Raw genomic sequence first — 26,817 nt, 5'->3', positions numbered from 1 at the left:
AAATCGAAAAAATTAAACGGCCAGGATTTTGCCGTTGCGCACGAACGGCAGCTTGACGACCGAGGCAGCCAGTTTCTTGTCGCGGATTTCGACGTGCACGGTGTCGCCGACGGCCACGCCGTTCGGTACCCGCGCCAGCGCGATGGCCTGCTGCATGGTCGGGCTGAAGGTGCCGCTGGTGATTTCGCCGACCGCATCGCTGCCGGCCACGATCACTTTTTGGTGGGCGCGCAGTACGCCGCCTTTTTCGCGCAGGATCAGGCCCACGAACTGGCTGTTCTGGCCCAGCGCTTGCAGCGCGGCCTTGCCGATGAAGTCGCGTTCCGACACCAGGTCGATGGTCCAGGCCAGGCCGGCGTCGAGCGGGTTGACGGTTTCGTCCATGTCCTGGCCGTACAGGTTCATGCCGGCTTCCAGGCGCAGCGTGTCGCGCGCGCCCAGGCCTGCCGGTTTCACACCTGCGGCCACCAGCGCGTTCCACAGCGCTTCGGCCTGGGTTGCCGCCACGCCGATCTCGAAGCCGTCTTCGCCGGTGTAACCGGTGCGGGCGATCATCGCTTCACCAAATTGCGCGCTCTGGGCAAAGGCCACGTTGAATGGCTTCATGTCGGCAGTGCCGGCCTGCGCTTCAGGGATCACTTGCCACACCTTGGCGCGGGCGTTCGGGCCCTGCACGGCGATCAGTGCCATGGCGTCGGCACCATCCCTGCGTTGGGTGATGGTCAGGCCGCTGTTGGTCGCGTCGTTCTGCGCCTGCATCCATGCCACGTCTTTTTCGGCGGTGCCGGCGTTGACCACCAGGCGGAACCAGCTCTCGTTGATGAAATAGACGATCAGGTCGTCGATCACGAAGCCTTGCGGGTTGAGCATGCACGAGTACAGTGCCTTGCCCGACACTTGCAGCTTGTCGACGTTGTTGGCCAGCAGACCGCGCAGGAAAGCGCGCGCGTTGTCGCCACGGATGTCCACGACGCACATGTGCGCCACGTCGAACATGCCGACGTCGGTGCGCACGGCATGGTGTTCCTCGATCTGCGAACCGTAGTTCACCGGCATGTCCCAGCCGCCGAAATCGACCATGCGGGCGCCGGCTGCGCGGTGTGCGTTATTGAGGGGTGTGGCTTTGAGCGTCATGGCGGTCCAGGATCAAGAGGGTTAACAGAGCATACAAGGAACAGCTAAGCTGTTCCGCAATGTTGCAGACCCCTCTGTCCTTGGTACCTGAGAGATAACGGGAATGACCCCGTGCGCCCCTTCGGTGGATTGCTGAGGCAATCGCTCTCCAGAGTTTGAGCAGCGCATGTTGCCATGCGGCGCCCCTTGACCGGTCCTTTTGCCTGAGAGTTTTTGGGTAGTGCCCCTTCGGCGGCAACGCTGGATTGCCCTCTCCCGATCAAGACTCGGGAATATAAGTCAGAAGGCTCACCATGTCAATCTTGCGGGGCCGTGAACCAGCGCACAGACGAGTTCGCAGAGCACCGCACGAATGGCGCGCAAGTAAAAAGCCCAAAAGACAACTTTTTGCTAGAATAAATCACACAATTTTGAGAGCCCAGCCATGAGCCAAGACCCACAATCCTTAGACGAGTACGCTGGCCAGGCGTGGTTTACGCTGTCCGGCGACGTCAACAGCGATATGGTACGCCGCATGTTCGACGCCGTTGCCGACATGACCGAAGACCGCATCACCACCGCCCACATCCTGATCCAGTCCAACGGCGGCTATGTCAGCGATGGCATATGCCTGTACAACTACCTGAGCAAGCTGCCGATCAAGATCGTCACCTACAACGCCGGCGCGGTAGCGTCGATCGCCGTGATCCTGTTCCTGGCCGGGGAAGAGCGCTACGCCAGCGAGACCTCGCGCTTCATGGTGCACAAGTCGCACGCCAGCGCCCCGCACGGCGCCCGCCCCGATGCGCTGCGCATCATCGTCGAAGGCTTGCAGGCCGACGACGCGCGCACCGAGCAAATCCTGCGCGAACACGTGCAACTGTCCGAAGAACACTGGCGCACCCATGCGTATTCCGACCTGCACCTGACCGCATCGGACGCCCGCGACGTCGGCATGATCAACGACATCAAGGACTTCATTCCCCCGCGCGGCCAGCGCGTTGCCAACATCTGATCCCCCAGGCGCCGATCCCGGCGCCTTCCGGTCTCCCATCCGCACGCTTGTATCCTTTCCTTGCACTACATTCATAATTGCCGCACTGCATTAATTGGCTACAATGCTGCTGCTGTGTTTAAATAGCATGGTGCAATGCAATAAATGAAAGGCTTTACGGATGATGTATTTTTGGCACCTCTTGAGCATGATCGGCAGCCTGGCTGTCACCGGCCCCATCGGCGCAGCCATCGCCATCTACCTGATCGCAGGCAAGCAATGGCGGCTGACGCTGGCCTGGGCCATGTTGTTCGGCATCGGCATGGCGCTGGTGGTGATCACCAAGATGATGTTCATGGGATGGGGATTGGGCGTGGAGTCCGTCGAGTTTGCCGGTTTCAGCGGCCACGCCATGCGCGCGGCGGCGGTGTACCCGGTGGCCGGCTACCTGGTGCTGCGTTCCAGCGGTCCGTATGCGCGCTACGTTGGTGCAGCCGCCGGTGTGATCCTGGCTGTGCTGATTTCCATCTCGCGCGTGCCCACGCTGGCCCATTCGGTGTCGGAAGTGGTCACCGGCGCCATCCTCGGCCTGGCGGTGGCGGGCGGCTTCATCTATTTTGCCAGCCGCGAGCACCGCTGGGCACTGAGCCGCATGTTGGCCGTGCTGTGCCTGCCGATCGTGCTGGTGGCGCCCAATGTCGAGCCGATTCCTGCAGAAGACTGGATCACGCAAGTGGCGCTCAAACTTTCGGGCCGCGATCATCCTTATACCCGCGAGATGTGGCGCCACAATAACTCCAACGTGGCCCACTAGCTCTCGCGTCGGGCCGCACGCTTGCGGTCGTGGTTTTTGGCCTTGGTCGATAAGCTAAATGGTATTATTGCGAACCTTTATAGCCCATATTCCAAGTAAACCAACGTGCGTCTATCTTCCATCAAATTGTCGGGATTTAAGTCTTTCGTTGATCCCACCAATTTCCAGGTGCCGGGGCAGCTGGTTGGCGTGGTGGGACCGAACGGCTGCGGCAAGTCCAACATCATCGACGCCGTGCGCTGGGTGCTGGGCGAATCGAAGGCGTCCGAGCTGCGCGGCGAGTCGATGCAGGACGTGATTTTCAACGGCTCCACCCACCGCAAGCCGGCCGGGCGCTCGTCGGTGGAACTGGTGTTCGACAACGCCGACGGCAAGGCCGCGGGGCAGTGGGGCCAGTATGCCGAGATCGCCGTCAAGCGCACCCTCACGCGCGACGGCACGTCCACCTATTACATCAATGGCCAGCCGGTGCGCCGGCGCGATATCCAGGACATTTTCCTCGGCACCGGCCTCGGGCCGCGCGCCTACGCCATCATCGGCCAGGGCATGATCAGCCGCATCATCGAGTCGCGTCCTGAAGAACTGCGGGTGTTCCTGGAAGAGGCGGCCGGCGTCTCCAAGTACAAGGAACGCCGCCGCGAAACCGAAAACCGCCTGCACGACACGCGCGAGAATCTGCTGCGCGTGGAAGACATCTTGCGCGAACTGAACAGCAACCTGGAGAAGCTCGAAGGCCAGGCCGCCGTCGCCACCAGGTTCCACCAGCTGCAAGCGGACCAGGAAGAGAAGCAGAAGCTGCTCTGGCTGCTGCGCAAGGTCGAGGCGGAAAGCGAGCAAAAGCGCGTATTCCGCGAGATGGAGCAGGCCCAGAACGACCTCGAAGAACAAACCGCCAAGCTGCGCAACGTCGAGCTGTCGCTCGAACACCTGCGCCAGTCGCACTTTGCCGCCGGCGACCGCCTGCACACGGCACAGGGCGCGCTGTACCAGACCAATGCCGAAATCGGCAGCCTGGAAGCGCAGATCAAGTTCGTGATCGAATCGCGCAGCCGGCTGCAATCGCAGCTGGCCACGCTCACCGCCCAGCGGGACCAGTGGCAGCAGCAAGCCACCGAATATGGCGGCCAGATCGAGGAAGCGGAATTCACGCTCGAAGAGCTGGGCGCCAAGGTGGAAGAGGCGCAGATGCGCGCCGAACAGAAGGCCGAATCGCTGCCGCTGCTGGAGCAGGCGTGGCGCGCCGCGCAGGAAAAAAGCACGCAGTCGCGCGCCCGCATCATGCAGGCGCAGCAGCAGCTGGAACTGGAGTCGGCGCACCAGCGCAACGCCAGCAATATCCTGGGGAGCCTGGCCGTGCGGCGCGAACGGCTGCAACAGGAAAAGCACGGCCTGAGCCTGCCCGACAGCGCCCATCTGAGCAACCTGCGCGAGCAGCAGGAAGAGCAGCAATATCAGCTCGAAGAACAGACCGGCTTGCTCGAAGAACTGACCGCGCAGCAACCGGCGCTGGAACAGGAACGCCGCGACGCCCAGCAGCAAGTCAACGCCGAGGCCGCCGCCAACGCCCAGCTGGAAGCGCGCCTGAATGCGCTGCGCCAGTTGCAGGAACGGGTGCAGACCGAGGGCAAGGTCACGCCGTGGCTGCAAAAACACGAACTCGATACCTTGCCGCGCCTGTGGCAAAAGCTGCATATCGAAGCCGGCTGGGAGACCGCGCTGGAAGCGGTGCTGCGCGAGCGCACGTCGGCGCTGCAACTGTCCAATATCGACTGGGCCAAGGCCTTCTTTGCCGATGCGCCGCCGGCCAGGCTGGCGCTGTATGCGCCGTCGTCCAGTGCGCCGCCAGCACCGGTGGACGCTTCGGGCCTGGCGCCGTTCATCGACTTATTGAAACTGAACGATCCCGGCCTGCGCGGCCTGCTGCAAGACTGGCTGCACAATGTCTACCAGGCGCCCGATGTGGCTACCGCGTTTGCCGAGCGGGTCAAACTGCCGCTGGGCGGCAGCTTCGTCACGCCGCAGGGCCACGTGATCAACGCGGCCAGCGTGCGCTTTTACGCGGCCGATTCCGAGCAGGACGGCATGCTGGGGCGGCAGCAGGAAATCGAGAACCTCACGCGCCAGCTGCGCGCCCAGCAAATGCTGGCCGACGAGGCGCGTGCGCGCGCCGTGCGCGCCGAAGCAGCGCTCAGCGCCCACACGCGCGCGCTCGGTGACGCCCGCGTCAAGCTGCAAAGCCTGCAACAGTCGGTGCACAAGCTGCAAATCGAAGTGGTCAAACTGTCCGAGATCGAAGCGCGCTTCAACCAGCGCAGCACGCAGATCGCCGCCGACCTGGCCGAGATCGTCGCGCAGGAAGAAGAGCAAACCCAGATCAAGCTCGAGTCGGAAGAAAAGTTCGAGCAGCTCGACATGGAACTCGGTAACCTGCAAGGCGAGCACGAAGACGGTCAGACCGTGTTCCTGGAACAGGAGCAGCGCCTGGCCGACGCCCGCGACGCCGCGCGCGATCTCGAACGCGCCGCCCAGGAAATCGCCTTTGCCGAGAAAACCCACCGCAACAAGATCGAGGAACTGCGCCGCGCGATTGCCACCGCCACCGCCCAGGTGGTGCAGGTGACCGACAGCATGGAGGCCGGCCACATGGAACTGGCCAACCTCGATTCGGGGGCTGCCAACGACGGCTTGCAGGACCTGCTCGATCGCCGCACCGACCAGGAAAAAGCCTTGTCGGACGCGCGCCACGAATTGGACCAGGTGGCGCAGCAGATGCGTGCCTTCGAGGAAGGGCGCATGTCCACCGAGCGCGCGCTGCAGCCGCAGCGCGACAAGATCACCGAGCTGCAACTGAAAGAGCAGGCCGCGCGCCTGAACCAGGAGCAGTTCGCCGCCCAGCTGGCCGAAGCGCAGGCGGACGAAGCGGCGCTGTCCCAAAAACTGCATCCGGACATGAAGGCCTCGTACCTGCAAGGCGAGGTCACGCGCCTGACCAACGCCATATCGCTGCTGGGCGCGGTGAACCTGGCGGCGCTCGACGAGCTGGCCACCGCCTCGGAGCGCAAGAATTTCCTCGACGCGCAGACTGCCGACCTGATGGAAGCGATCGCCACGCTGGAAAATGCGATCACCCACATCGACAAGGAAACCCGCGACCTGCTGCTAGATACGTTCGACCGCGTCAACGGTCATTTTTCCGAATTGTTCCCCATCCTGTTCGGCGGCGGCCAGGCCAAACTGATCATGACCGGCGACGAGATCCTCGACTCCGGCGTGCAGGTCATGGCGCAGCCGCCGGGCAAAAAGAACGCCACCATCCACCTGTTGTCCGGTGGCGAAAAAGCGCTGACGGCAACCGCGCTGGTGTTCTCCATGTTCCGCTTGAATCCCGCGCCATTCTGCCTGCTCGACGAGGTCGATGCGCCGCTGGACGACGCCAACACCGAGCGCTTTTGCCGCATGGTCAAGCGCATGTCGGAACATACCCAATTCCTCTTCATCTCGCACAACAAGATTGCGATGGAGATGGCCAATCAACTAATCGGTGTGACGATGCAGGAGCAGGGCGTGTCGCGCATCGTGGCGGTGGACATGGAGTCCGCCGCCAACTTTGCAACTGAGGTACAAGCAGCATGACAGATCTCCAACTGAGTTTGATCGGGCTCGCGGGCGTGTTCGTCGCCGGCGTTTTCACCTATAACAAGATCCAAGAATACAAGGCCAAGAAAAGCGTGGAACGCGCGTTCGGCACCGATCACGACGACGTGCTGATGCGCGATCCAAATGCGCCCAATGCATCGTCGGCGCCGTCCTATGCGCAGAACCCGGTGCCTGCCGCGCCGGTCGCGCCAGCCCCGGTGCGCGCTGCCGCTCCGGTCACTGCGCCAGGACTCGATCCCGCCGTGCGCCAGGAACCAAGCTTCTCGCTCGACGAGCCGGTGTCCGATTCCCCTGGCGTGGCAGGCGCCGAAGCCACTGCGTCGGCTGCCGCCCTGGGCGCCGTACTGAGCCCGGTTAGTCCAGCAGGGCCGGCTTTGCCGCCGATCCCTGAATTTACCATCGACCCGGTCGCGCCCGGTGCACCCGAGCCGGACGAGGACGAACTGGCCGCCCGCGCCAACGCCGCTGCCGCAGCGGCGGCCGAGCAGGCCACCGCGCTGGTCGATCCGTTGATCGACTGCCTGCTGCCGCTGGCGCTGGAAGCCCCGCTGCGCGGCGACAAGCTGCTGCCGGTGCTGCAAACCCTGCGCATGGTCGGCAACAAGCCGCTCAACTACATCGGCCTGGCCGTCTCCGGCGACTGGGAACCGATCGCCTACGGTGGCGTGTACACCAGGCTGCAAGGCGGCATCCAGCTGGCCAGCCGCAGCACTGCGCTGAACGAACTCGAATACTCGGAGCTGGTCACGCGCCTGCGCGCCATGTCCGACGAAATCGGCGCCGAACCGGAAGTGCCGGACATGATCGAAGTAATGGCCGAAGCGCGCAACCTGCACCGCTTCGTCGCCAGCCACGACGCCCAGCTGGGCGTCAACCTGCACACCAATGGCGCACCATGGGCGATCAACACCTTGATCGGCGCACTGGAAAAGCAGGGCTTCGATCTGCGCCCGGACGGCCGCTACGTGATGCCCGACGGCGACGGCGGCTTCCTTTTCTCGCTGTCCACCAACGTCACGCTGGCCGAGGAAACCACGTCGCGCCTGACCCTGCTGCTCGACGTGCCCTGCGTGGCGCCCGCGCGCGACGGCTTCGGCGCCATGATCGCCTGCGCCAAGTCGCTGATGGGCCGCCTGGACGCCACCATCGTGGACGACTACAACCAGCCGCTGTCCGACGCTGCGCTCGCCGAAATCGCCAAGCAGGTGCAGGACTTCTACACCGAAATGAATGACGCCGACATCCCGGCCGGTTCCACCCGCGCCATGCGCCTGTTTAGCTGAGCCGAGTAACTGCAATGACTGAAGTGGATTACCAAGCACGCATCGCCGCACTGAGCGCGGAGCTCAACCGCCACCTGCACGCCTACCACGTGCAGGACGCGCCCACCATCCCGGACGCGGAGTACGACAAGCTGTTCCTCGAGCTGCAGCAGCTCGAGCAGGATCACCCTGAATTGGTGCAGCCCGATTCGCCCACCCGGCGCGTGGGCGCGGCGCCGCTGCCGCAGTTTGACCAGGTGACGCACTCGGTGCCGATGCTGTCGCTGAATAACGGTTTCACCGACGAGGACATCGAGAACTTCGATCGCCGCGTGCGCGACGGCCTCGATACGTCGGCCGAAGTGGAATACGCAGCTGAAGTCAAGTACGACGGTCTGGCCATCAACCTGCGCTACGAGAATGGCCTGCTGGTGCAGGCTGCCACGCGTGGCGACGGCTACACCGGCGAAGACGTCACCGCCAACATTCGCACCATCACCGTGATCCCGCTGCGCCTGGGTACCGACAAGCCGCCGGCCGTGCTGGACGTGCGTGGCGAAGTGCTGATGTTCAAGGGCGATTTCGCCGCCCTGAACACGCGCCAGCGCGAGGCCGGCCAGAAGGAATTCGTCAACCCGCGCAACGCGGCGGCAGGCAGCCTACGCCAGCTCGACTCGCGCATCACGCGCCAGCGCAAGCTGCGCTTCTTCGCCTACGGCGTCGGTTTGCTGGAAGGCGCCGACATGCCGGCCTCGCACAGCGCGCTGCTCGAGTGGTACCAGACCATGGGCCTGCCGGTGGCCAAGGAAGCGGCCGTGGTGCGCGGTTACGACGGCTTGATGGAGTATTACAAGACTATCGGCGCTGCCCGTCCGACCATGCCCTACGAAATCGACGGCGTGGTGTACAAGGCCAACCGCCTGGAAGACCAGCGGACGCTCGGTTTCGTCTCGCGCGCGCCGCGCTTTGCGCTGGCCCATAAATTCCCGGCCGAAGAAGCGCTGACCACCGTGCAGGCCATCGAAGTGCAGGTCGGCCGCACCGGCGCCATCACGCCGGTGGCGCGCCTGGCCTCGGTGTTCGTCGGCGGCGTCAACGTCACCAACGCCACCCTGCACAACGAAGACGAAGTGCGCCGCAAGGACGTGCGGGTGGGCGACACCGTGATCGTGCGCCGCGCCGGCGACGTGATTCCGGAGGTGCTGTCGGTGGTGCTGGAGCGCCGCCCGCAACCCGAGCCTCCCATGTACGTACTGCCCAAGACCTGCCCGGTCTGCGGCTCGCACGTGGTGCGCGAAGAGGGCGAGGCGATTGCCCGCTGCTCTGGCGGCCTCACTTGCGCGGCGCAGCGCAAGGAAGCGATCCGCCACTTCGCCGGCCGCCGCATGATGGACATCGAAGGCCTCGGCGACCGCTACATCGACAACCTGGTCGAACACGGCAAGGTCCAGCGCGTGGCCGACCTGTACGCGCTCACGCTCGACGACCTGCTGGAAATGAAGCGCCTGGCCGATGAACGCGACGGCACTACTCCGGAGACAGTGGCCAACGGCAAGGTCGCCACCAAGTGGGCCGAGAACCTGCTCGAAGCGATCGAAGCGAGCAAGAACCCGCCGCTGGAGCGGCTGCTGTTCGCGCTCGGTATCCGCCACGTGGGCGAGTCAACCGCCAAGACCCTGGCCGAGTGGCTCGGCCGCTTCGAGCTGGTACGCCGGGTGCCGGCCGCGCTGCTGCGCGTGCTGCCCGATATCGGCGGCATCGTCGCCATTTCGATTGCCGAGTTCTTTGCCGAACCCAAGAACCAGGAAGCGATCGATGCGCTGCTCGCTGCGGGCGTTGCGCCCAAGGGCGAACACGCACCGAGCGCCAAGCTGCGCGAAAAGCTCGAGCCGGTCAAGCTGATGGCCGCGCTGGGCATCCCCAAGTTGACGGAACCGCGCAGCAAGCAGCTGGTCGAACAGGAAGTCTCGCTCGACGTGCTGGCGCACCTGACCATCTACAACGTGTTCGGCCTGCCGGCCACGGTGTCCGACGCGCTGCAAGCCTGGATGGACGTTGCCGCCAACCGCCAGCAAGTGAAAGCGCTGGCCGCATTGCGCGAGGACTTGCTGGCGCAATTGCCGGCCACGGTGGCCAGCGAGGGCCATTTGACCGGCAAGACCTTCGTCCTGACCGGTACCTTGCCCACCATGGGCCGCGACCAGGCGGCAGAGTTGATCGAAGCCGAAGGCGGCAAGGTCTCCGGTTCGGTCTCGAAAAAAACCCACTACCTGGTCGCCGGAGCGGATGCCGGCAGCAAGCTGGCCAAGGCCCAGGAGCTGGAAGTGACCATCCTCGACGAAGCAGGCCTGCTGGCGCTGCTGGCGGCAAAATAAAGGAAGCGTGATGGCAGTTCGTGAAATTTTGAAGATGGGCGATCCGCGCCTGCTGCGCGTGGCCGAACCGGTCACCGAGTTCGACACGCCGGCCATGCGCGAGCTGATCGCCGACATGTTCGACACCATGCATGATGCCAATGGCGCCGGCCTGGCCGCGCCGCAGATCGGCGTCAACCTGCAACTGGTGATCTTCGGCTTCAAGCAGAACCTGCGCTACCCGGACGCGCCGCAGGTGCCGGAAACGGTATTGATCAATCCCGTGCTCACGCCTTTGTCCGACCAGATGGAAGAGGGCTTCGAAGGCTGCCTGTCGGTGCCGGGCCTGCGCGGCAGCGTGCCGCGCTACACGCGCCTGCGCTACGAAGGCGTGGACCAGCGCCGCCAGCCGATCCGGCGCGAGGTGGACGGTTTTCATGCGCGCGTGGTGCAGCACGAGGTCGATCATTTGCTGGGCATACTGTACCCGGCGCGTATCACTGATTTTTCCAAATTCGGCTTCACGTCGGTGATGTTCCCGGAACTCGATCCCAACGACGACGATTGAATTACTGGGGCTTGGCCACTGCCGCCACGGCCCCATCCTCCGGCATCAACACCATCTCCACGTAATTCTTGCGATCAAGGTAGCGCCGCGCCGCTGCCTTGATATCGTCGGCAGTCACCGCGTTGATGCGCTGGTCGATGTTGAGGATCTCGTGCGGGTCCAGCCCTTCCAGCACGTTCAAACGCAGGTAATTCATCCAGTAGCCGTTTTCACGCAGCGCGCGGCGGTAGGTCTGCAGCCTGGCCTGTTTGACCTTGTCCAGGTCGCCGGCTTGCGGGCCGTCTGCCTGCAGTTTCTCGATCTCGCCCCACAACGCCGCTTCCACCTTGGGCACCTTGTCCGGGGTGGTCGGCAACACGATGGTGGCGCCATACTGGCCGCGCGGGATCTTGTCGTACCGCACGCTCGAGCCGCCCGAGTAGATCAGCTTTTGCTGTTCGCGCAGCTCGTCGTTGATGCGGATATTGAGCACTTCGTTCAGCAGGCCGAGTGACCAGGAGTCGGCGTAGGAATACGTGGTGTCGCCGCCGAAATCGACGATCACGGTGCTCTTCTGTTCCAGGCCGGCTTTCACCTCGCGCCGTACCACGCCCGGCACCTGGCGGATGCCGGGGTCGCGGTACGTGAGCGGCACGTCGCCCACCGGCAGCGTCGCCACGTACGTCGCCAGCAGCGGCTTGATCGCCTCGATCTCGAAGTCGCCGACGAAGATGAAGGTCATGCCCTTGACGCTGGACTGGCGCGCGCGCAGCAGGTCGAAACTGCGGTCGAGGTCGATCTTCTCGAAGTCTTCCGGTGTCGGCGGCAGTTCCAGCAGCGGATGGTTGCCGTACACGGTCCTGGCCCGCGCCTCGGCAAAGCGCGCTTCCGGCGCGGCCGAGCGGTTACGCACGGCTTCGGCGCCGCGCACAACGTAGGACCGGAACAGCTTTTCGTCGCGGCGCGGTTGGGTAATGGTCAGATAATTCATTTGCAGCACCGCTTCGAGGTCGCCGCTGCGGCTGCCACCGCTCAACTGGTCGGCGTACAAGCCCATGGTCGCGCTGTACGCCAGGCCTTTGCCGGCCAGTACGGTCTGCAGGTCGGACGGGCTGTACGCGGCAACCCCCATCGCTTTCTGGACGTCGCTGGCAAAGCGCACGGCAGGCTTGTCGGCGTCGTTGTAGGCCGTGCGGCCACCGGGGCGCACTGCCAGCATCTGCACCATGTTCTTGCTGAAGTCGGTGGGTTTGAGCAGGACCTTCACGCCATTCGACAGCGTCAGGGTGGTCACGCCGGTGGCCTTGTCATCGAACTGGGCGGTAATGCTGCCCGGCGCGGGTTTGCTGCTCATCAGGTCGGTCGGCAGCGCCTTCTCCACCAGCCTTACGACCGGCAGCTTGCTGGCCGCATCGGCACGCGCCAGCAGGTCGGCGCTGGTGGGAGCCGGCTGGCCGTCGGTCACACTGTTGGTGTTCGCGGTGTACAGCACCAGCTTGGGCGCCGTGGCCGGGATGACGCTTTGGGCGTAGGCGTTGATTTCCTCGATGGTAATGGTGGGCAGCAGTTCGTGCGCATATTCCGCCTCCTTTTCTACCCCGGGCAGCGGACCGCCGGTGCGGAAGTGGCGTATCAATTCACCCGGGATGGCGGCCGAATTGCGGGTTGTGCGCGTCTTCACCGCGGAGTCATAACTGCCCAGCATGGTGCGCTTGGCCGCATCGAGGTTGTCCGCAGAAAAGCCGAACTGCCGCACTCTGGCGTTTTCCCGCACCAGCGTGTCGATCGAGGCATGCACGCCTGCCTTGCCCACCATGGCGCTGGCCGAGTAACTGTAGTGGTTCACGCCGAACGGCAACGCGGTCTCGCCGGAAACGCCGCCGACAAACGCCGGCCTGGCCGTCTGCGTCAGGCGGCCCAGGCGCATCGCCATCAGCTGGCTGAACAGGCGCCGCACCAGGGCGTCGCGCAAGTCGCCGACCGTTTGGCCCGGTGTGCGGGTATAGGTGGAGTAGATCAGCTGGACGTTATTGGCGGGCGCTTCCTGGTCGAGGAAGACCAGCGCCTCCGGCGCACCGAGCGGCGGCACCGGGTAAGCCACATGCGGACGCGGCTTGTCCGGCATGGTCAAACCGCTGAAATGGCGCTTGACCATCTGCTCGGCCTCGGCCGGGTCGAGATCGCCGACCATGATCACCGCCATCAGGTCGGGGCGATACCAGTCGGCGTAGAAGCGGCGCACGGCATCTGCCCTGGCGTGCAGGATCGAGTCCTCGGTACCGATCGGCAGCCGGTCCTGGTAGCGCGAACTGTTGGCCAGTTTCGGCAGCACGGCGGCCAGGCTGCGCCGGGCGTAGCCGCTGCGCAGGCGCTTTTCTTCGAGCACGATCTGGCGCTCGTCGTCGATATCCTGGTCGGTGAGGGTCAGGCCATGGGCCCAATCTTCCAGCACCGTCATGCCTTGCTCGAGGTTTTCCGGCTTGTCGGTCGGAATCGGCAACATGTACATGGTCATGTCGAAGCCGGTGGTAGCGTTCAGGTCGGCCCCGAAGCGCACGCCGATCGAGCGCAGGTAGGCGATCAGCTCGTGCTTTTTAAAATGGGTGCTGCCGTTGAAGGCCATGTGCTCGAGCAGGTGAGCCATGCCGCGCTGGTCATCGTCTTCCTGCACCGAGCCGGCGTTGACCACCAGCCGCAGTTCCACGCGCTGGGCCGGCTTGGCGTTTTTCTGGATGTAGTAAGTCAGACCATTATCGAGCTTGCCGATCTTGACGCTGGGGTCGAGCGGCAGCCGGTCGGTGAGGACCGGCGCCGCAACTGCCAGCGCCGTCATGGCCAGCAGCAGGCCGGCGAGCAGGGCGGACAAGCGCAAATGTTTGGTCATGCGAATTCCTGTGAGTGGGGTCTCTCAGACTGTAAGCGAGAAATATCCTTTCGGCAATGCGCAGCCGATCAACTGCTTGAGAGAAAGACCAGAGCACACTTTCCCACCTTAAAACCAGGTAAGCTAAGGCTGATCCGGGATATCCGCGAGCAGGTCGCGGGCATTCAGCAGCGCATAAACAATCTCGGGATGTTCGGCGAGGCAGCGCCGCACTGCCGCCGGCAATATCTCGCGGGTGCGGCGGCACAGGCCTTGCTGCTCGGCCAGCTTGATGTTCAGGCCCCGAACGGTGCGCACGCCGTTGGCGCTGGGTGTGATGGTGAGCCGGATGCCCAGCAGGTCGTACAGGCGCTGCTCGAGACGGTTCAGCGCCTCGTAGCTGTCGATGGCTTCGATGCGCGCGACCAGCGCTTTTTCCTCTTCGCGCGTCAGGCGCAGGATGCGGATATCGGTGGCCGGGTCACGCTCCCAAGCGTCCAGCAGCTCGCCCTGGCGGCATTCACATGCGCCGGGCGGGCATTCCTTGCGGATCGGGAAGGGCAGGGCTGGGGGCATGGTCGGCAGCGCGCGGCGATCGAAAAGCCGATTCTAACCCGAACGCGGGCCGCCCGAACGTGGGCCGCCCGAACGTGGGCCGCCCGAACGCGCATCGCCCGATCCGCGCACAGCCCCATGCAATCATGCGCTACGACTGCAAGCGCCGCTGCAACAGCGCCAGCACGGCAGCTTCTTCTGGCCGCAGCGCGTGCACGTCGTCCTGCAACTGCTGCTGCGCGCGCTTGCGCAGCGCGGTCTTCATGGCACCACTGAGGTAGGTCTCGATGACGGCCGGGTGCACATAGCACTTGCGGCAAATGGTTGGCGTGTTGCCGAGCTTTTTTGCCACCGCTTCGATCGCGGCTACCACGTTCTTCTTGGCCTGCACCTCGGAATCGAACTTTTCGTATTCGAGCAACGCCACCGCCGCCAGCACCGTCCCCGACCAGGTGCGAAAATCCTTGGCGGTGTAGTCTTCGCCGGCGATCGATTGCAGGTATTCGTTCACATCGGCCGAGCCGACCGTGTGCGGGTTGCCATCGTCATCGACGTACTGGAACAGGTCCTGGCCTGGCAGGTCGAGCGTGCGGCGGATGATGTTGGCCAGGCGCCGGTCCTGCACCTGCACCGAGTGATTGACGCCGCTCTTGCCGCGGAAGCGGAACTCCACTTTGGTGCCGTCGAGCCGCACGTGGCGTTCGCGCAGGGTGGTGAGGCCGAACGACTTGTTCTCGCGCGCATACTCCTCGTTGCCGATCCGCATCATGGTCGCTTCGAGCAAATAGACGATGGTGGCCAGGACTTTCTCGCGCGGCAGACCCGGCAGCTTGAGCGACTCGTCGACGGCGCGGCGGATTTTCGGCAGGGCCTTGCCGAAGCTGAGCATGCGTTCGTACTTCGACTCGTCGCGCACGGCGCGCCACTTGGGATGGTAGCGATACTGCTTGCGCCCGCGCGCGTCGCGGCCCGTGGCTTGCAGGTGGCCGTTGGCGTGCTTGCAGATCCAGACGTCCTGGTAGGCCGGAGGAATCACGAGCGACTTGATGCGCGCCAGCGTGTCTTCGTCCTTGACGGTGGCGCCGTCCGCATCGACGTAATAAAAAGTTTTGCCGCGCTGCTTGCGGGTGATGCCGGGCTGGTCGTCGTGCACGTAGCGCAGGCCGGCCGATTTGGCGGCGGCCGGCGCATCGGCCACGCCGCCCGGTACTTCAGGTAGTTCGTCGCGCTTCATTGCTGTCCTCTGGCGTCGTTTAGCAGTATCGGAACGATGCTACTCCCGGCGCTGGCGGCGTGTTGTGCGCGAACGCACCGACCCCACCCAGAGTATGTAGCGCCAGACAAAGCTTTCAGCGCAAGGCGCAGCGACGAAGACAGTACGAATAGTACGGCGAGGAGCTGCAACGAAGCGCTGGAGGCTTCGTTTGACGCTACTCGAGGCTTTTTAAACGTTGGCCCATGATGCCCCACTTGCGCGGCTCGCCGTCCACGGTGCCCACCAGCGCCCAGCCGGTGCCGATCTTGACCACGTCGATCGGGCACTCGAGTTCCTTGGCCAGCTTCTCGGCCCAGCCGCGCGCGGCGCCCTGGCCCTTGAACAGTTCATTGCCCTCGTAGATCACGGTGGCGTCAAACACGGAGGCGGCAAATATGGTCATGGCGGTTCCTTCAAAGTGAAGGCGGTATTTTGCCACGCCAGGGCCGCCATCGCCAATGCCATGGTTGCGACAAGTATGTATTTATGGCAACATCCGCCACCTTGCCACCGGACCCTCCTCATGTACCGACCCCTGATTGCCATCGCACTTGCCGTTGCTACCTCGCTCGGCCATGCTGCCGCCACCCCGCCGGCGACAGCCAGCGCCGACGCCAGTGTCGAGTTTGCCAAAGGGTTGCGCCGGCAGGCGCAACAGCTGGCCGGGCCCGAAGCGCCGCCGGACGACGTACGGCGTGCGGTGGCGCTGTACCAGCAGGCGCTCGATTACGTGGCCGGGGCGGCGGTCAGGGAACGTGCCGACGGCAACCGGTCGCTGATCTACGAACAGCTCAATCTCGAGCTCTCGCAGGCGATGGCGTACGCGAAGCTCGGTCAACAGCAGCAAGCGCTGGCGGTGCTGGCTCGGCTGGCCAACCTGGCGTGGGCGCCAGCCATCGAACGCGCGCTGGCGCACGAGGACTTCAACGCACTGCATGACGAGCCGCGTTTCAAGGCGCTGCAGGCGACCATGAAGCTGCCCGGACAAATCTACAATACGCCGGCCATTGCCACACCCTGGGAGCCGGTGCTCACCACGGCAGAAAAAGTGGCGGGCCTGTCGCTGTTCTGGGCCGAGGCCCGGCGCAATTTCGTCTATTTCGACCATGTGCCGCAACTGCAATGGGACCAAGTCTATATGGACTACCTGGCCAAGGTGATCGCCGCGCCCACCACCGAGGATTACTACCGCGTGATGCTCACGCTGGCGCCGCTGCTGCAGGACGCCCATACCGACATCCGCGCGCCGGAGCAACTGGCGTCGGTGCTGTACGCGCCGGCGCCGTTGAATACGGCGCTGATCGAGGACAAGGTCATCGTGCTGCACGTGGGCGACGCCCGCGTGGCGGCGCGCATCCACCGTGGCGACGAAGTCGTGTCCATCGACGGCGTGCCGGTGCGCCAGTACGGGCGCGAGCGCATCGCGCCCACGATAGGCGGCAACACGCAGCGCTACCGCGACGCGCGCACGTTCAACTACCAGTTGTTCGCCGGCGACGCTGGGCGGCCGGTCGTGATCGGGCTGCGTGCGCCCGATGGCGCCGAGCGCACCGAAACGGTGGCCCGCTCAGGCTTCGGCAGCGTGCCGCCCGGCGGCGGTTTCAAAATGCTCGACGGCGGCATCGCCTACATCGCGCTCGACCAGTTTGCAGACGATGGCGACATGAAAGCGTTCGAGGCGGCGCTGCCACAAATTCTGGCCGCGCAGGGGCTGATCATCGATGTGCGCCGCAATGGCGGCGGCAATGGCGCGTACGCCGTGCAGGTGCTTTCGCATCTGACCCGCTCACCGATCAAGTTCATGGACAGCATGACCCGCAACGACAACGTCATCGAGCGCGCGCAGGGCAACCCCATGATCGACTGGAGCCGCCGCAGCTACGAATCCCGGCAGCCGCAACAACAGGTGTTCGACGGTCGCGTGGCCGTGCTCACCGGCGTGGACACGCTGTCCGCCGCCGAAGACTTCACTGCCATGTTCAGGATCATGAAGCGCGGCATCGTCGTGGGCGAAACCACCGGCGGCAGCACCGGTCAGCCGCTCTCGCTCTCCCTGCCCGGCGGCGGCTGGGCACGGATCTGCGTCAAGCGCGACGTGTATCCCGACGGCTCCACCTTTGTCGGTAAAGGCATCGCTCCCGACCTGGAGGCGCCGCAAACCGTGGCAGACCTGCGCGCGGGGCGCGACCTGGCGCTCGAACGCGCTGCCGCCGTACTGCGCCACCCATCGGCGCGCGGCGGCGAGGTTGCGTCACCACCACTACGTTAATTGACGTATTCCCCGACCTGACCCCGCTGGCTAATCTTGCAACATGTCAAAGGCGCAAACCCTTTGATGAACGAGCAAGCAGTTCAAGACTAGCCAAAACAAGGGGAATCGAATGGGTCGTGTAGCGAAGAATAGCCGCAGCAGCGGTAGCAGCTTGTGGGCAGTGGCCACCCTGGTGGCCGGCGCTTGCGCCGTGGGCCAGGCCCACGCCGGCGCCACCATCAAGATCGACGACGAAAAGTCGGTCTCCGTGGGCTTCGGCCTGCGCGAGAGCTACACCTCGCTTGACGACGGCGCGCCTGGCGGCGGCAAGCGCTCCAGCGATTTCAATCTCGACAGCGGCCGCCTGTACTTCGGCGCCACCCTCAACAAGAACATCAAGGGCATGTTCAACACCGAGTGGGACGGCGACAAGATCCGCGTGCTCGATGCCGCCGGCCAGTTCGCCATTTCTCCCGAACTGAATATCTGGGCCGGCCGTCTGCTGTCGCCGTCCGACCGCGCCAACATGGCCGGTCCGTACTACTCGCTGGGCGGCGGTTACTGGGCCGGCGTGGCTTCTCGCTACGGTTACAACGGCGGCATCTTCCGTGGCCGCGACGACGGCGTGGTCGTCTGGGGCAATGTCGCCGATGGCAAGCTCGGTTACTCGTTCGGCGCCTTCGAGGGCCACACGCTGGGCATCGGCACGCTGACCCAGTCGCAGGCCAACGCTGCCGGCGTCAAGGCCGACGACGCCCTGATGTACGCGGGCCGCGTGCAGTACGACTTCTGGGACGCGGAGCCAGGCTACTACGGCACCGGCAACTACCTGGGCAATGCCGACATCCTGTCGATCGGCGTGGCGGGCCGCTACCAGAAGGACGGCATCCTGACCGTGGCGCGCAGCGGCAAGTACAGCTCGTACAACATCGACTTCCTGATGGAGAAGCGCTTCAAGGGTTCGGGCGCGGTCGCTATCGAAGCCGCCTACTACGACTACGATACCGACAACATCGTGCTCTCCGAGCAGGGCACGGCCTATTCGGCCGGCGCCTCGTACATCTTCGAGCAGAAAGCCGGCTGGGGCAAGCTGCAGCCGTTCGCCCGCTTTCAGAAATTCAACGCCGACACCAACATCGACACCAAACAGGTCGACGCGGGCGTGAACTACATCATCGACGGCTACAACGCCCAGGTGAGCGCGGTGTACTCCAAGACCAAAATTACCCGTGCCGGCGACGCCGACAAGTTTGCCGTCACCCTTCAACTCCAATACTAATCCCTCATTTTCGGAGCCCGACCATGCAAAACCACCTTCGCACCCGCCGCACTTTCATCGGCGCCATGACCCGCATCGCCGCCGCCACCTCGCTGGTGGCCGCCGGCAGCCTGTTGCCAGGACTGGCCCAGGCCGCGGACACCATCAAGATCGGCATCCTGCACTCGCTGTCCGGCACCATGGCCATCTCGGAAACGTCGCTCAAGGACGTGGCCCTGATGACCATCGACGAGATCAACGCCAACGGCGGCGTGATGGGCAAGAAGCTCGAAGCGGTCGTCGTCGATCCGGCCTCGAACTGGCCGTTGTTCGCCGAAAAGGCGCGCGGCCTGATCGCCCAGGACAAGGTGGCTGCCGTCTTCGGCTGCTGGACGTCGGTCTCGCGCAAGTCGGTGCTGCCGGTATTCAAGGAACTCAATAGCCTGCTGTTCTACCCGGTGCAGTACGAGGGCGAAGAACTGGAAAAGAACGTGTTCTACACCGGCGCGGCGCCGAACCAGCAGGCGATTCCCGCCGTGGCCTACCTGATGAGCAAGGAGGGCGGCAGCGCCAAGCGCTTCGTCCTGCTGGGCACCGACTACGTGTACCCGCGCACGACCAATAAAATCCTGCGCGCCTATCTTAAGTCGAAGGGCGTGAAGGACAGCGACATCGACGAGGTGTACACCCCGTTCGGCCACTCCGACTACCAGACCATCGTCGCCAACATCAAGAAGTTCTCGGCCGGCGGCAAGACGGCGGTCATCTCCACCATCAACGGCGACTCCAACGTGCCGTTCTACAAAGAGCTGGGCAACGCCGGCATCAAGGCCACCGACGTGCCGGTAGTGGCGTTCTCGGTGGGCGAGGAAGAACTGCGCGGCGTCGATACCAAGCCGCTGGTCGGCCACCTGGCGGCCTGGAACTATTTCGAGTCGATCAAGAACCCGGTCAACGCCGACTTTATCAAGAAATGGAAAGCGTACGCTGTGGCCAAGAAGCTGCCGAACGCGAAAACCGTGGTCACCAACGACCCGATGGAAGCGACGTACGTCGGCATCCACATGTGGGCCCAGGCGGTAGAAAAAGCCAAATCGACCGACACCGACAAGGTGATCGCGGCGATGGCCGGCCAGACCTTCAAAGCGCCGTCGGGCATGACCCTGACCATGGATGCGACCAACCACCACCTGCACAAGCCGGTGTTCATCGGCGAGATTCGCGGTGACGGCCAGTTCAACGTGGTGTGGAAAACCCCGGGCCCGGTACGCGCGCAACCGTGGAGCCCTTACATCAAGGGTAACGAGGCCAAGCAAAAACTGTAAGGCGCTGTAACTGGCGGAGTGGGCAATGTCAACTGCTGCGGCTCTGCCCAAACCAACGGAGCACGCAGCATCATGGCTGCGCGCTCCGTCATCCCCGCGCACGCGGGGATCCATGCCGAGCATGATTTCCCCCACCAGGAAGCACCAAGTGAAAAAACTCCTATTCATCGCCTGTCTGCTGTTGTGCGGCGCGGTACAGGCAGCCATTGCCCCCGCGCTGCTGGCCCCCCTGGCCGGCGACGACTTCGACCCCAAGCTCGACGCCCTCGCCAAGATCGGCGCGCTCGCCAACGACGACGCCACCCGCCTGCTCACCGCATTGAACAACGACGCACTCTACAAGACTGCGGACGGCCGCCTGCTGATCGTCACCGATGACCAGGCCTACGACCCCGCCACCGACAAGACCGGCCCCATGCCCGAGGGCCTGGACGGCGTGATGCTCAACAACCGCCTGCGCGGCGCGGTGGAAGAGGCGCTGTCCGCGCTCAAGCTGTTTTCGAAAGACCGCGCCGAACGCGCCGCCGCCGTGGGCGAGCTGCTAAAAAGCGTGACCTACGCCCAGGCCCCGCTGATCGACAAGGCGCTGGCCGCCGAACAGGATTCCGCCATCCGCGAGCAGCTGCAACTGGTCGCCGCCACCGCCAACCTGCAGTCGCCCGACGCCGCGCGCCGCAAGGCTGCGGTGGAAGCGCTGGCCGGCAGCAGCAACGCCAGCCTGCGCCCGGCCCTGGAGGCGATGCAGGGCAAGAACGACGACGGTACTCCGGTGGAACCCGACGAAGCCGTGCGCGTTGCCGCCGCCAAAACCCTGGCGGCGATCGACAGCCGCCTGGCCCGCACCGAATTCCTCGGCAATGTCTTCTACGGCATATCGCTCGGCAGCGTGCTGCTGCTCGCCGCCCTGGGCCTGGCGATTACCTTCGGCCTGATGGGCATCATCAACATGGCGCACGGCGAGCTGCTGATGATCGGCGCCTACACCACCTACCTGTGCCAGATGGCGTTTCGCCACTACTTCCCATCGGCGGTGGACGCCTATCTGTTCGCCGCGCTGCCGGCCGCTTTCCTGGTGACGGCGGCCGTGGGCGTGGCGATGGAACGCACCGTGATCCGCTGGCTGTACGGCCGGCCGCTGGAAACCCTGCTGGCCACCTGGGGCATCAGCCTGATCCTGATGCAGGCCGTGCGCACCATCTTCGGGGCGCAAAACGTCGAAGTGGCCAACCCCGCCTGGATGACCGGCGGCGTGACCGTGCTGGGCAACCTGGTGCTCGCGTACAACCGCATCGTCATCATCGGCTTCTCTCTGGTGGTGGTGGCCGGTGTCTGGCTGATCCTCAATAAAACCCGGCTCGGCCTGTTCGTGCGTGCCGTGATGCAGAACCGTCGCATGGCCGGCTGCGTGGGCGTGTCCACCGCCAGGATCGACATGATGACCTTCGGCCTCGGCTCCGGCATCGCCGGTCTCGGTGGCGTGGCGCTGTCGCAGCTTGGCAACGTCGGTCCCGACCTGGGGCAGGCGTACATCGTCGATTCGTTCATGGTGGTGGTGCTGGGCGGCGTGGGCCAGCTGGCCGGCACCATCATCGCAGCCTTCGGCCTCGGTGAAGCGAACAAGTTCCTCGAACCGTTTGCCGGCGCCGTGCTGGCCAAGATCGGCATCCTGGTCTTCATCATCGTCTTTATCCAGAAGCGCCCTCAAGGCCTGTTTGCCCTGAAAGGCAGGAGCGTAGAATGACATCCCCATCTCTTTTTTCCAGGCAGGCCTGGGTCGGCATCGTCGTGTGCTGCGTGGTGCTGGCGGCGCTGCCGCTGTTGAATCTCTTCTTTGCCGACGGCCACCCGCTGCATGTGCCGAGCTACATGGTGAGCCTGATCGGCAAATTCATGTGCTACGCGCTGGCCGCACTGGCGCTGGACATGGTGTGGGGTTACGCCGGCATCCTGTCGCTGGGCCACGGCGTGTTCTTCGCGCTGGGCGCCTACGCCCACGGCATGTACTTGATGCGCGCCATCGGCCGCGAAGGCAGTTACGCCAGCGACCTGCCGGACTTCATGGTCTTCCTCGACTGGAAAACCTACCCGTGGTTCTGGGCCGGTACCGACAGCTTCTGGTACTGCCTGGCGCTGGTGGTGCTGGTGCCGGGCGTGCTGGCCTTCGTGTTCGGCTACTTCGCCTTCCGCTCGCGCATCAAGGGCGTGTATTTTTCCATCATCACGCAGGCCATGACGTATGCGTTCATGCTGCTGTTCTTCCGTAATAACACCGGCTTTGGCGGCAACAACGGTTTCACCGACTTCAAGCGCATCCTCGGCTATTCCATCAGCGCGCCCGGCACCAAGGCGGTGCTGTACCTGGTCACGCTGGCCGCGCTGCTGGGCGCCTTGCTGCTGTGCCGCGCCATCGTCAAGTCGCGCCTGGGCCGGGTACTGCAGGGCGTGCGCGATGCGGAGTCGCGCCTGATGTTCATCGGTTACAACCCGCTGTGGTTCAAGCTGTTCGTCTGGACCTTGTCGGCAGTGCTGTGCGGGATCGCCGGTGCGCTGTACGTGCCGCAGGTGGGCATCATCAATCCGTCCGAAATGTCGCCGGCCAATTCGATCGAAATGGTGATCTGGGCCGCTGTCGGTGGCCGTGGCACGCTGCTCGGACCCATCGTCGGTGCGTTCTCCGTCAACGGCCTGAAAAGCTGGTTCACCGGCGCCTTCCCGGACCTGTGGCTGTTCGCCCTGGGCCTGATCTTCATCCTGGTGACCATCTACCTGCCGCAGGGACTGGCGGGACTGACCGCGCGCTGGCGCAAGGAGCAAGCATGAGCATCGTTGACACCGCGCCGGACGTAATCGGCGCCCAGGGTCCGTCGTACGGCCGCGTGGCCGGCCACGGCGTCGATACCAGCCACGGCGCCATCCTGTACCTGGAAGAGATCACGGTGATGTTCGACGGCTTCCGCGCCCTCAATAAACTGTCGCTCGATATCTCGGTGGGAGAACTGCGCTGCATCATCGGCCCCAATGGCGCTGGCAAGACCACGATGATGGACGTCATCACTGGCAAGACCCGGCCCACGACTGGCACCGCGTTCTTCGGCCAGACCATGGACCTGTCGCGCATGGCGGAGCACGAAATCGCCCACGCCGGTATCGGCCGCAAATTCCAGCGGCCTACCGTGTTCGAGCACCACACGGTGTTCGAAAATCTCGAGCTGGCGATGAAGGCCGACAAGCGCGTGCGCCCCACGCTGTTTGCGCGCCTGACGTCGGAGCAGAAGGGCAAGATCGACGAAATCCTGCACCTGATACGCCTGAACGGCAGCGAAACCCGGTTGGCCGGCCTGCTGTCCCACGGCCAGAAGCAGTGGCTGGAAATCGGCATGCTCCTGATGCAGGAGCCGCAACTGATCCTGCTCGACGAACCGGTGGCCGGCATGTCCGACGCCGAAACCGCGCGCACGGCCGAACTGCTGAACGAATTGCGCGGCAAGCATTCGATCATGGTGGTTGAACACGATATGGGTTTTGTCACCGAGATCGCCCGGCAGGGCGTGGTGACGGTGCTGCATGAAGGCTCGGTACTGGCGCAGGGCACGATGGCGCAAGTGCAGTCCGATGAACGGGTGATCGAAGTCTATCTCGGACGCTGAAGGGAATAACGATGCTGCAAGTGGAAAATATCAACCAGTACTACGGCGCCGCCCACACGCTGCGTGGCGTGTCGCTGGAACTCGAGCGGGGCAAGTGCATGGCGCTGCTGGGCCGCAATGGCGTGGGCAAGACCACGCTATTGAAATGCCTGATGGGCGTACTGCCGGCGTCCAGCGGTTCGGTCAAGCTGGAAGGGCGCGACATCACGCGCCTGGCGCCGCACCAGAGGGCGCGGGCCGGCATCGCCTACGTGCCGCAGGGCCGCGAGATTTTCGCCCGGCTGACGGTGGAGGAAAACCTGCTGATGGGCCTTGCCACGCACAGCGGCAAGAAGGCCAGCACCATCAAGGGCGAGGTGTACGAACTGTTCCCGGTGTTGAAGTCGATGCTGCATCGGCGCGGGGGCGATTTGTCCGGCGGCCAGCAGCAGCAGCTGGCAATCGCCCGCGCCTTGCTGGCCGAACCGAAACTGATCATTCTCGATGAGCCGACCGAGGGCATCCAGCCGTCGATCATCAAGGATATCGGCAACGTTATCCGGCTGCTGCGCGAACGCGGCGACATGGCGATTTTGCTGTGCGAGCAGTACTTCGACTTCGCCCACGAGCTGGCCGACCAGTTCATGGTGCTCTCGCGCGGCGAAGTGGTGGCGGCCGGCGTGCAGGCGCAGATGGGCGACCCCGAGGTCAAGCGCCACCTGGCGGTTTAACTCACTGCTCGAGCAGGTAGGCGGCCATGTCGCGCGCATCCGATTCGGTCACGCCCATGGCCGGCATGGCGCTGTGGGGACTGATGGCTTGCGGATCGCGGATGAAGCGCGCCAGGTTGGCGGCGTTATTGGGCAGGTCGTCGGCGATGAACTTGCGCGACCTGAGGTTTGCCAGCGCCGGGCCCACCGAAGTGTCGGAACCGACCACGCCGGGGATCATGTGGCAGGCATGGCATGCATACTGGGTAAAGGCCAGCTTTCCACGCCCCACGTCGGCCTGGGCGAACGACTGCCGTGGCGCGCGCTGTTGCGCACCTGACTGCGCGGTGATGTCGGCGTAATCCCTGGGCGTCATCGAGGGCAGGGCGACCAGGAAGCCCACCACCGCCCAGATGTCCTCTTCCGCCAGGTGGTACTGCCAGGCCGGCATGCCGCTCATCTTGATGCCGTGGCGCGTGATCCAGTACAGCTCATTCGGGCGCCAGCGCCGTGCCGCATCCGACAACGGCCCGGGTACCGGCTGCATGCTCTTGCCGATATCGTCCTGCGCTACGCCGGGCGCGCCATGGCAGGTGACACAATTGTCGCGATACAGGCCGGCGCCGCGCACCACCTGGCTCGATGCCCGATAGGTGGCCGACGGTGCGCCGGGCGGCGTATCGGCCTCGCGCGCGATCGCTGGCGGCACTGCCACGTCGCGTGCATGAAAGCGCACCGATTCCAGCAAGCCCCGTTCCAGCACGTGGTACACCTGCGGGAAGTGCGACTTGGTGGCGCCGATATGATAGAAACCGCCATACAGCACCGTCAACCCGATGGCGCCGCCCACCACGCCAACTGTCGCCAACGTGGCGGCAACGGTGGTGATAACCAGTCGACGGCGGGTGTTGATCATCGGATGTTCCAGTATGGTTCTGTTGCCATTAATAAATCAATATCTTTCTTGTATTATAGCTATTCGATGACTAACACCGGATTGCTATCGTGCGCATGTCTCTTCATTCCCTGCCGTTTTTGTGCGCCGCTTTGCTGGCCGGCTGCGACAACGGTGGCAAGGCGCCGCTCGCACCGGCCACCGGCGACCCCGCGCGCGGCAAGCTGCTGCTGGCCCAATATCATTGTGGTTCGTGCCACGCGATTCCCGAGGTGCCGGCTGCGCGCGGCGGGATCGCACCTTCGCTCGATGGCTACGGGCGGCGCAGCTATATCGCCGGCCACGTGCCGAATGCCCCTGAAGCACTGGCGCGCTGGATCGTCGATCCGGCCGCCATGAAACCCGGCACCACCATGCCGGCCATGGGCGTCTCGCTCGACGACGCGCGGCACATGGCTGCCTACCTGACGGAGTTGCGATGACCAATATCGCACAACAATCGGTGCTGCATCCGGCCGGCCCCGATGCCGCCATCATCACCCAGCTGGCCTGGATCCTGTTCATCGGCGGCACGGTGCTGTTCGTCGGCGTGATGGTGCTGTGCGCCCTGAGCCTGCGGCGCGGGCAGAAGGTGCGCCCGATGGTCTGGCTACTCGGTGGCGGCGTGCTGCTGCCGCTGGTGCTGCTCTCGGCACTGCTGGTGTTCGGCACCTGGCGCTCGGTGCAACTGACGCAGCCCTCGTCGCAGCACGCGGTCAAGATCGCCGTGATCGGCCACATGTGGTGGTGGGAGATCCGCTACAGCCATCCCGATGGCCGTGACGATGTGGTGCTGGCCAACGAGATCCGCCTGCCGGTGGGCCAGCCCGTGTACCTGGGCCTCAGTAGCGCGGACGTGATCCACAGCTTCTGGGCGCCTGCGCTGGCGGGCAAGGTGGACATGATTCCGGGCCGGGTGCACGGCATGACCTTGCAGGCCGACCGCGCCGGCGTGTACCGCGCCCAGTGCGCCGAATACTGCGGCGAGCAGCATGCACGCATGGCGCTGCACATCGTGGCGCAGCCGCCCGCCGAGTTCAAGGCGTGGCTGGCGGCGCAGTCCGGGCCGGCGGTGAAATCGAACAGCGCCGAAGTGGAACGCGGCCGCCGCGCCTTTGTCGAACAACGGTGCAGCGCCTGTCACACGGTGCGCGGCGTGGACGATCCGGCAGTTGCCGCGCCCACGGTGCAGGCTGCGGGTATCAATGCACCCGACCTCACGCACTTCGGCAGCCGCCTGTACCTGGGCGCTGGCGCCCAGTCCAACAACCGCGCCAACCTGGCCGCCTGGATCGCCAA

21 protein-coding genes and 2 riboswitches are annotated in these 26,817 nt (G+C 64.5%); of the genes, 15 read left to right on the top strand and 6 right to left on the bottom strand.

Translation table 11 applies throughout. From position 1 onward, the window contains the following. Positions 1-12 precede the first annotated feature (12 nt). Positions 13-1,134 (bottom strand): glycine cleavage system aminomethyltransferase GcvT, encoded by a 1,122-nt coding sequence (gene gcvT / locus DUPY_RS17180; protein WP_070249618.1) that lies wholly within the window; start codon positions 1,132-1,134, stop codon positions 13-15. A 64-nt stretch (positions 1,135-1,198) separates the two neighbouring features. After that, positions 1,199-1,296, bottom strand: a riboswitch (glycine riboswitch). Between the two features lie 19 nt (positions 1,297-1,315). Continuing rightward, a riboswitch (glycine riboswitch) is annotated at positions 1,316-1,402 on the bottom strand. Between the two features lie 156 nt (positions 1,403-1,558). Between gcvT and DUPY_RS17175 the strand changes: the two genes are divergently transcribed. The 6 genes from DUPY_RS17175 (at position 1,559) to def (ending at position 10,762) form a co-directional block, all read left to right on the top strand. Then, positions 1,559-2,128, top strand: coding sequence for an ATP-dependent Clp protease proteolytic subunit (locus DUPY_RS17175; protein WP_070249617.1), 570 nt, complete (start codon positions 1,559-1,561; stop codon positions 2,126-2,128). Positions 2,129-2,288: 160 nt separating this feature from the next. After that, complete coding sequence (locus DUPY_RS17170; RefSeq protein WP_070249616.1) at positions 2,289-2,921, top strand: phosphatase PAP2 family protein; 633 nt, start codon at positions 2,289-2,291, stop codon at positions 2,919-2,921. A 105-nt stretch (positions 2,922-3,026) separates the two neighbouring features. Continuing rightward, positions 3,027-6,554, top strand: a complete 3,528-nt coding sequence (gene smc / locus DUPY_RS17165) for a chromosome segregation protein SMC (protein WP_071651663.1) — start codon at positions 3,027-3,029, stop codon at positions 6,552-6,554. Continuing rightward, entirely contained in the window at positions 6,551-7,861 is a 1,311-nt protein-coding gene (locus tag DUPY_RS17160; RefSeq protein ID WP_070249615.1) for a cell division protein ZipA C-terminal FtsZ-binding domain-containing protein, read from the top strand. The genes smc and DUPY_RS17160 overlap by 4 nt, the downstream gene beginning before the upstream one ends. 14 nt (positions 7,862-7,875) lie before the next feature. Next, the gene (gene ligA, locus DUPY_RS17155; protein WP_070249614.1) at positions 7,876-10,215 is read left to right on the top strand and encodes an NAD-dependent DNA ligase LigA; all 2,340 of its coding nucleotides are present in this window, start codon (positions 7,876-7,878) and stop codon (positions 10,213-10,215) included. A gap of 10 nt (positions 10,216-10,225) precedes the next feature. After that, positions 10,226-10,762, top strand: a complete 537-nt coding sequence (gene def, locus DUPY_RS17150; RefSeq protein ID WP_070249613.1) for a peptide deformylase — start codon at positions 10,226-10,228, stop codon at positions 10,760-10,762. Between the two features lies 1 nt (position 10,763). Here the strand turns inward: def and DUPY_RS17145 are convergent, their stop codons facing one another. From DUPY_RS17145 to DUPY_RS17130, 4 genes are all read right to left on the bottom strand, one after another. Then, a complete protein-coding gene (locus DUPY_RS17145) occupies positions 10,764-13,625 on the bottom strand; it encodes a M16 family metallopeptidase (RefSeq protein WP_070249612.1) in 2,862 nt (953 codons plus the stop codon). Positions 13,626-13,748: 123 nt separating this feature from the next. Then, the gene (locus DUPY_RS17140) at positions 13,749-14,180 is read right to left on the bottom strand and encodes a hypothetical protein (protein WP_070249611.1); all 432 of its coding nucleotides are present in this window, start codon (positions 14,178-14,180) and stop codon (positions 13,749-13,751) included. A gap of 130 nt (positions 14,181-14,310) precedes the next feature. Next, positions 14,311-15,393: a DNA topoisomerase IB gene (locus DUPY_RS17135; protein ID WP_070249610.1), complete on the bottom strand. Its 1,083-nt coding sequence runs from the start codon at positions 15,391-15,393 to the stop codon at positions 14,311-14,313. 196 nt (positions 15,394-15,589) lie between these two features. Beyond that, positions 15,590-15,817 (bottom strand): hypothetical protein, encoded by a 228-nt coding sequence (locus DUPY_RS17130; RefSeq protein ID WP_070249609.1) that lies wholly within the window; start codon positions 15,815-15,817, stop codon positions 15,590-15,592. A gap of 120 nt (positions 15,818-15,937) precedes the next feature. Here DUPY_RS17130 and DUPY_RS17125 point away from each other — a divergent pair, with 120 nt between their 5' ends. The 7 genes from DUPY_RS17125 (at position 15,938) to urtE (ending at position 24,605) form a co-directional block, all read left to right on the top strand. Further along, positions 15,938-17,683, top strand: a complete 1,746-nt coding sequence (locus DUPY_RS17125) for a S41 family peptidase (protein ID WP_070249608.1) — start codon at positions 15,938-15,940, stop codon at positions 17,681-17,683. 112 nt (positions 17,684-17,795) lie between these two features. Then, positions 17,796-18,944: a porin gene (locus DUPY_RS17120; RefSeq protein WP_070249607.1), complete on the top strand. Its 1,149-nt coding sequence runs from the start codon at positions 17,796-17,798 to the stop codon at positions 18,942-18,944. Positions 18,945-19,009: 65 nt separating this feature from the next. Beyond that, positions 19,010-20,248: an urea ABC transporter substrate-binding protein gene (urtA, locus tag DUPY_RS17115; protein ID WP_070249628.1), complete on the top strand. Its 1,239-nt coding sequence runs from the start codon at positions 19,010-19,012 to the stop codon at positions 20,246-20,248. A gap of 121 nt (positions 20,249-20,369) precedes the next feature. Then, the gene (gene urtB, locus DUPY_RS17110; RefSeq protein WP_071651662.1) at positions 20,370-21,989 is read left to right on the top strand and encodes an urea ABC transporter permease subunit UrtB; all 1,620 of its coding nucleotides are present in this window, start codon (positions 20,370-20,372) and stop codon (positions 21,987-21,989) included. After that, a complete protein-coding gene (gene urtC, locus DUPY_RS17105; RefSeq protein ID WP_070249605.1) occupies positions 21,986-23,068 on the top strand; it encodes an urea ABC transporter permease subunit UrtC in 1,083 nt (360 codons plus the stop codon). The genes urtB and urtC overlap by 4 nt, the downstream gene beginning before the upstream one ends. Beyond that, entirely contained in the window at positions 23,065-23,895 is an 831-nt protein-coding gene (urtD, locus tag DUPY_RS17100; protein WP_070249604.1) for an urea ABC transporter ATP-binding protein UrtD, read from the top strand. Before urtC ends, urtD begins: the two co-directional genes overlap by 4 nt. An 11-nt stretch (positions 23,896-23,906) precedes the next feature. Continuing rightward, positions 23,907-24,605, top strand: a complete 699-nt coding sequence (gene urtE, locus DUPY_RS17095; RefSeq protein ID WP_070249603.1) for an urea ABC transporter ATP-binding subunit UrtE — start codon at positions 23,907-23,909, stop codon at positions 24,603-24,605. 1 nt (position 24,606) lies between these two features. Here urtE and DUPY_RS17090 read toward each other — a convergent pair whose 3' ends face one another. Next, a complete protein-coding gene (locus DUPY_RS17090) occupies positions 24,607-25,500 on the bottom strand; it encodes a c-type cytochrome (protein WP_070249602.1) in 894 nt (297 codons plus the stop codon). Between the two features lie 95 nt (positions 25,501-25,595). On the opposite strand from DUPY_RS17090, the gene DUPY_RS17085 reads away from it, so the two are divergent. Together DUPY_RS17085 and DUPY_RS17080 are read left to right on the top strand one after the other, a co-directional pair. Further along, positions 25,596-25,961: a c-type cytochrome gene (locus DUPY_RS17085; protein WP_070249601.1), complete on the top strand. Its 366-nt coding sequence runs from the start codon at positions 25,596-25,598 to the stop codon at positions 25,959-25,961. Beyond that, positions 25,958-26,817, top strand: an 860-nt coding sequence (locus DUPY_RS17080; RefSeq protein ID WP_070249600.1) for a cytochrome c oxidase subunit II, incomplete at its 3' end; no start/stop codon positions are given. The genes DUPY_RS17085 and DUPY_RS17080, both read left to right, overlap by 4 nt.

It is taken from the genome of Duganella phyllosphaerae (genome assembly GCF_001758785.1).
GTDB lineage: Bacteria > Pseudomonadota > Gammaproteobacteria > Burkholderiales > Burkholderiaceae_D > Rugamonas > Rugamonas phyllosphaerae.
The sequence above is the reverse complement of the archived record's forward strand: the minus strand, read 5'-3'. Positions and strand labels throughout refer to the sequence as shown.